The 5,467-nt window shown below is 70.8% G+C and carries 6 protein-coding genes and 1 pseudogene; 1 reads left to right on the forward strand and 6 read right to left on the reverse strand.

Going from position 1 to position 5,467, the window contains the following annotated elements; genetic code table 11:
• The 5 genes and pseudogenes from GAK38_RS23210 to GAK38_RS23230 all read right to left on the reverse strand — a co-directional run.
• A partial coding sequence (locus tag GAK38_RS23210) for a hypothetical protein (RefSeq protein WP_325347250.1) occupies window positions 1-282 on the reverse strand: 282 nt, incomplete at its 3' end.
• A 187-nt stretch (window positions 283-469) separates the two neighbouring features.
• Entirely contained in the window at window positions 470-1,144 is a 675-nt protein-coding gene (locus GAK38_RS23215; RefSeq protein ID WP_325347251.1) for a substrate-binding domain-containing protein, read from the reverse strand.
• 8 nt (window positions 1,145-1,152) lie between these two features.
• Window positions 1,153-1,836 (reverse strand): 4-carboxy-4-hydroxy-2-oxoadipate aldolase/oxaloacetate decarboxylase, encoded by a 684-nt coding sequence (gene ligK, locus GAK38_RS23220; protein WP_325347255.1) that lies wholly within the window; start codon window positions 1,834-1,836, stop codon window positions 1,153-1,155.
• A gap of 24 nt (window positions 1,837-1,860) precedes the next feature.
• Window positions 1,861-2,865 (reverse strand): annotated as a pseudogene (locus GAK38_RS23225) (amidohydrolase family protein); the annotation flags it as partial.
• A gap of 11 nt (window positions 2,866-2,876) precedes the next feature.
• Window positions 2,877-3,866, reverse strand: a complete 990-nt coding sequence (locus GAK38_RS23230; protein WP_325347252.1) for a tripartite tricarboxylate transporter substrate binding protein — start codon at window positions 3,864-3,866, stop codon at window positions 2,877-2,879.
• 168 nt (window positions 3,867-4,034) lie between these two features.
• Here GAK38_RS23230 and GAK38_RS23235 point away from each other — a divergent pair, with 168 nt between their 5' ends.
• On the forward strand, window positions 4,035-4,802 hold the full coding sequence (locus GAK38_RS23235) for an IclR family transcriptional regulator (protein WP_325347253.1): 768 nt from the start codon (window positions 4,035-4,037) through the stop codon (window positions 4,800-4,802).
• A 9-nt stretch (window positions 4,803-4,811) separates the two neighbouring features.
• On the opposite strand, the gene GAK38_RS23240 is transcribed toward GAK38_RS23235, so the two are convergent.
• Window positions 4,812-5,360, reverse strand: a complete 549-nt coding sequence (locus tag GAK38_RS23240) for an aldo/keto reductase (RefSeq protein WP_325347254.1) — start codon at window positions 5,358-5,360, stop codon at window positions 4,812-4,814.
• Window positions 5,361-5,467: the final 107 nt, after the last annotated feature.

The following is a 5,467-nucleotide window of genomic DNA, read 5'->3' on the forward strand; positions in this document are numbered from 1 at the left end:
TTGGGGATCGTGGGCAACGCCGCCGTTCGGGCGGCTATCGCTGCGTTCTTCGTTTTCGTCTTGCTCGTCGGCATACATGCTCCTCATTGACATGCTATGCCTCACACACAAAATTTCGGACAGGCTCAAGGCCCCTTGATGCTGACGCTGGTCGCCCTGGCGCGCACCGAAACGGCGCTCAAGCCCAGCGTGCGCCAGTTCATGTCGCACCTGCATCGCGCGGCCCACCATCTGGCAGCGGGCCGACACGCCACGCAGCGGGCGGACTTCCGTCGACGGCATGCCGCATTCGATTCCCCGGAAGATGCCTGCCCTCTTCCGGACACCAGCCTACCCTGCTTCGGTCCGGACGAAAGTCCGCCAGGAACAGCGCACCCCACGCCACAATGGCACCGCCCCGGCGCCGTCCAATGAGACTGGGGGCACCGGGAGCGCCGGCGCGGGCCGATCTGCCAAGAAGGTCAGGCCCTCAGGCGGGCCGCATGCCGGCGGCTTCGATGGCTGCTGCGGCGGCGGGCGAGCGCAGGTGGCCGATGAAGCGGCGGGCCGCCTGCGGCTGGCGCGACGCCGCCACCACGGCGGCGGCGAACACCGTGGAAATCTCCGCACCGGGCGGCAGCGCAGACACGATGACCACGCCCGGCAGACCGACCAGTTCGCTGTGCTGCTGCACGCCGAGATCGACCGTGCCGTCGGCAACCAGCGCGCCCACCGGCTGGCCGGGCCGCGCCTGCACCAGCCGCGGCGCGAGTTCGGTGCCGACACCCAGCGTGTCGAGCAGCGCGAGGAAGGCCTTGCCGCTCGGGCCGGTGGAATAGCCGATGGCCCGAGCGGCCCGCAGGCTGCGCACCAAGGCTTCGCGCGTGTCGAGCAACGGCAGCGGCGCACCGTCGCGCACGGCGGCCACAGTGTCCGATGCAGCTATTTCCGCCAGTGTGCGCGGCAGCACATGGCCGGCTTCCGCCAGCGCCTGCAATGCGTCGAGCGCCAGCACGGCCACGTCGCCGGGCCAGCCTGCGGCGATGCGCGCGGCCGCATCGACGCCGCCGATGGCCTCGACCTGCACCGTGCCTTCGTCCCAGCTCCGCGCCAGCGCGCTCACGCACTGCCGCGGCGCCATCGAGGTGATGCACGACAACGCCATGGCCGCGCTCAGTCCACGTAGCGCAGGCCGGCGGCGGCCAGCGGCTCGCGCATCCCGTACATGTCCAGGCCCAGCACGCCGCTGGCGAGCCGGGCCCGCTTGTCGGCTTCGAGCGATTCGCGCTTGCGCGCCTTCTCCAGCGTGGCCGCGGCCTGTGTGCGCGGCACGCAGACCACGCCGTCGTCGTCGGCCACGATCACGTCGCCCGGCGTGACAAGCATGCCGGCGCAGACCACCGGGATGTTGACCGAGCCGAGCGTGGCCTTGACGCAGCCCTTGCTGCTGATGTGGCGGCTCCAGACCGGAAAGCCGATCTCCTCGAGCGTGCGCACGTCGCGCACGCCGGCGTCGATGACGAGGGCGCGCGCGCCCTGCGCCTGGAAGCTGGTGGCCAGCAGGTCGCCGAAGAAGCCGTCGCTGCTGGGCGCGGTGAGCGCGGCAACAACGATGTCGCCAGGGCGGATCTGTTCGGCCGCGACGTGCAGCATCCAGTTGTCGCCCGGGTGCAGCAGCACGGTCACGGCCGTGCCGGAGACGGGCTGGCCGCGGTAGATCGGCCGCAGCGCCGGCGACAGCAGGCCGGTGCGGCCCTGGGCCTCGTGAACGGTAGCCGAGCCCAGCGGGCCCAGGCCGTCGGCGACCTGGGGGTCGGCCCGGATGATGGTGCGGTGGACGACGCCGAGTTCATACATGGCGGGGCTCCTTGGATGCGTTGAGGCGGGCTCCAGGCGCGGGAACACGCGGCGGGCGTTGCCTTCGTAGATCTGCGCGCGCTGCGCCGGGTCGATGGCGGCGGTGTCGATGTAGCGGCGGGTGTCGTCGAAGTAGTGGCCGGTCTGCGGATCGATGCCGCGCACCGCGCCGATCATCTCGGAGGCGAACAAGATGTTGTGCACCGGAATCACGCGCGTGAGCAGGTCGATGCCCGGCTGGTGGTAGACGCAGGTGTCAAAGAAGATGTTCTTGAGCAGATGCTCTTCGAGCAGCGGCTTCTTCATCTCCTGTGCCAGGCCGCGGAAGCGGCCCCAGTGGTAGGGCACGGCCCCGCCGCCATGCGGGATCACGAAGCGCAACGCGGGGAAATCCTTGAACAGGTCACCCTGGATCAGCTGCATCACTGCCGTGGTGTCGGCATTGAGGTAGTGCGCGCCGGTGGTGTGGAAGCAGGCGTTGCAGCTGGTGCTGACGTGGACCATCGCCGGGATGTCGTGCTCGACCATCTTCTCGTAGAGAGGGTACCAGCTGCGGTCGGTCAGCGGCGGGCTGGTCCAATGGCCGCCGGACGGGTCGGTGTTGAGGTTGAGGCCGACGAAGCCGTAGTCGCTCACGCAGCGCTCCAGCTCGGCGATGGAGGTTCGGATGTCGGCGCCCGGCGACTGCGGCAGCATGGCGGCGCCGGCGAAGTGCTCGGGAAACAGATCGCTCACCCGATGGCAGAGCTCGTTGCAGATCGCGGCCCAGGCCTGCGAGACGGCCAGGTCGCCGATGTGGTGGGCCATGAAGCTGGCGCGCGGGCTGAAGATGGTGAGGTCGATGCCGCGCTCCGTCATCAGGCGCAGCTGGTTGCCCTCGATCGATTCGCGCAGTTCGTCGTCGCTGATGTGGAGTTCGCAGGCGCGCGGCGGCGTGGTGCCGGCCTCGTAGGCTTCGATCTGGCGCCTGCGCCAGTCTTCGAGCGCCTTCGGGGCAGTGGTGTAGTGGCCGTGGCAGTCGATGATCATGGCGTCCGTGCTCAGTCCGGCTTGATGTTGGCCGCGCGGATCACCTGTTCCCACTTGGCAGATTCGCTCTTGAGGAAGGCCGCAGTCTCGGCCGGGCTCGACGGCGTGATGACCGCGCCCAGGCCGGTCAGGCGTTCGCGCACGCCGGCGTCGGCCAGCGCCTTGCGGGTTTCGGCGTTCAGGCGGGCGACCAAGTCGGCCGGCAAATGCGCCGGGGCCAGCAGCGTCCACCAGACGCTGGCGTCGAAGCCGGCCAGGCCGGCCTCGGCCACGGTGGGCACGTTGGGCAGCAGCGCTGCGCGCTGGGCGCCGGTGACGGCCAATGCGCGCAGGCGGCCGGACTGGATGTGCGGCAGCACCTCCAGTGGATTGAGCAGCATGAACGAGATGCGCCCGGCGATCAGGTCCACCAGCGCCGGCGAGCCGCCCTTGTAGGCCACGTGCAGCGCATCGATCCTGGCGACCGAGGCCAGCAGCGCGCCGGCCAGATGGCCCGAGCTGCCGTTGCCGGCCGAGCCGTAGGTCAGCTCGCCCGGCTTGGCACGCGCGGCGGCCAGCAGGTCGGCCAGCGACTTGTAGGGCGCGTTGGTAGCAGTCACCAGCACCAGGGGCGCGGAGCCGATCCTGGAAATCGGTGTGAAGTCGCGCAGGCCGTTGAAGCCGAGGTTGGGGTACAGCGTGTTGTTGGTGACGATGCCATTGGCCGCCACCAGCAGCGTGTAGCCGTCGGCCGGCGACCTGGCCACGGCCTCGCTGCCGATGTTGGCATTGGCGCCCGGCTTGTTGTCGACGATGACCGGCTGGCACAGCTGCGCGCCCAGGCGGTCGCCCAGACTGCGCGCCACGGTGTCGACCGCACCGCCGGCGGCGAAGGGCACGACCAGGCGCACCGGCTTGTTGGGATAGCTGCCGCCTTGCGCCATAGCGGGCGCGGCCAGGGCGGCCAGCAGCAGGGCGGCGGCGTCGCGCCGGCGCAGGAAGGTGGGAAAATGCGAGGTCATGGTGGATGTCTCTCCTGGGGATCGGGGCCGCGGCAGCCCGCTGCGGGGAAACTGCCAAGCGTAGACAGCCGCTTTCCGGTCCACAATCTCGTTCCATGGAGTGGAACGCCACTGCGTTCCAGCGTCCTCGCCGTGGTTCACATCGCCCGCCCTGCTCCGCCTCGATCGATGACATCGCCGCCCCTGCCGCCTGCCGCTGCCGCCCCGTCCGCCGGCGGGGTGGCGGCCGTGGCGCGCGCGCTGGCGCTGCTCGACGCTTTCGGCATCGCAGACACGTCCCTGCCGCTGGCCGAACTGGCGCGGCGCACCGGCCTGGCCAAGCCGACCGTCCTGCGCCTGGCCCGTACGCTGGCCGCGTCGGGCTACCTGGTAGGACGGGAAGGCGGTGCCTGGCGCCTGGGCCCGGCGGTGGCGCGACTGGGCGCGCGCTACCAGCGCGCGTTCGACCTGCGCAACGTGATCGAGCCGGCACTCCAGACGCTGGCCGAGCAGACCGGCCACAGCGCCTCCTTCTTCACGCAGGAGGACGGCCAGCGCGTGCGGTTGCTGCGGGTGCGCGGCGCCGACGGCTTCGTGAGCCCCGGGCGCGTGGGCGAGCCGCTGCCGCTGGACCGCGGTGCGGCAGGCCAAGTCTTCCTGGCCTATGCCGGTGCTGCGGGCCAGGCTGCGCAGACGATCCGCAAGCGCGGCTACCACCTGACCATCGGCGAGGCCGATGCCACGGCGGCCAGCATCGCCGCACCGGTGTTCGCGGCCCGTGGCGGTGTGCTGGGCGCGGTCAGCATCGCCGTGCCGGCGGATGCCGGCGCCGCGGCCGAACTGTCGCGCCATGCGCAACCGTTGGTGGAGACGGCGCAGCGCCTGTCACAGACGCTGGCGGCAGCGCGCTATGCCAGCGACGACCACCCGGCGCTGCGCAGCCACTGGCATCCCTGAGGCGCAGCCTCAAAGCACGTCGAGCGGCTCCCGTCGCGCTGGCGGCGGAAAGGCCGCATCGATCGCTGCCAGGTCCTCGGCATCCAGCGTGACCGACAGCGCCTGCGCGTTGTCGCGCACATGGCCCGCGTCGCCCGATTCGGGAATGGCGAGGACCCGGCCGCTACGCACGGCCCAGGCCAGCACCGCCGCGGGCGGGCCGATGCCGTGGCGGCGGGCGATCGCGGCGAAGGCCGGGTGTTCGTGCAGCCCGTCGGCGCTGCGGCCTGCGTTGCCGAGCGGCGAATAGGCCACCACCGGCAGGCCACGCGCGGCGCACCAGGGCAGCAGGTCGTATTCGATGCCGCGGCTGGCCGGGTGGTAGAGCACCTGGTTGGTGGCGCAGCGGTCGCCGCCGGGGATGCGCCAGAGGTCGTTCATGTCGTCCATGTCGAAGTTGGACACGCCCCAGGCGCCGATCAGCCCTTCGTCGCGCAGCGCCTCGAAGGTGGGCACGGCCACATGGAGGTCGGCGTTGCCGCGCCAGTGCAGCAGGTACTGATCTTGCCCCCGTTTCACGGACACCCCTATAAGCGATTAACTATCGCAATAGGAGGTGGACGATGACCAAGAGCAAGGCAGGCAGAAAGGGGCAGGAGTTCAGCCTGGAGTTCAGGCAGCAGGCA

It is taken from the genome of Xylophilus sp. (genome assembly GCA_009914555.1).
GTDB lineage: Bacteria > Pseudomonadota > Gammaproteobacteria > Burkholderiales > Burkholderiaceae_C > WNDY01.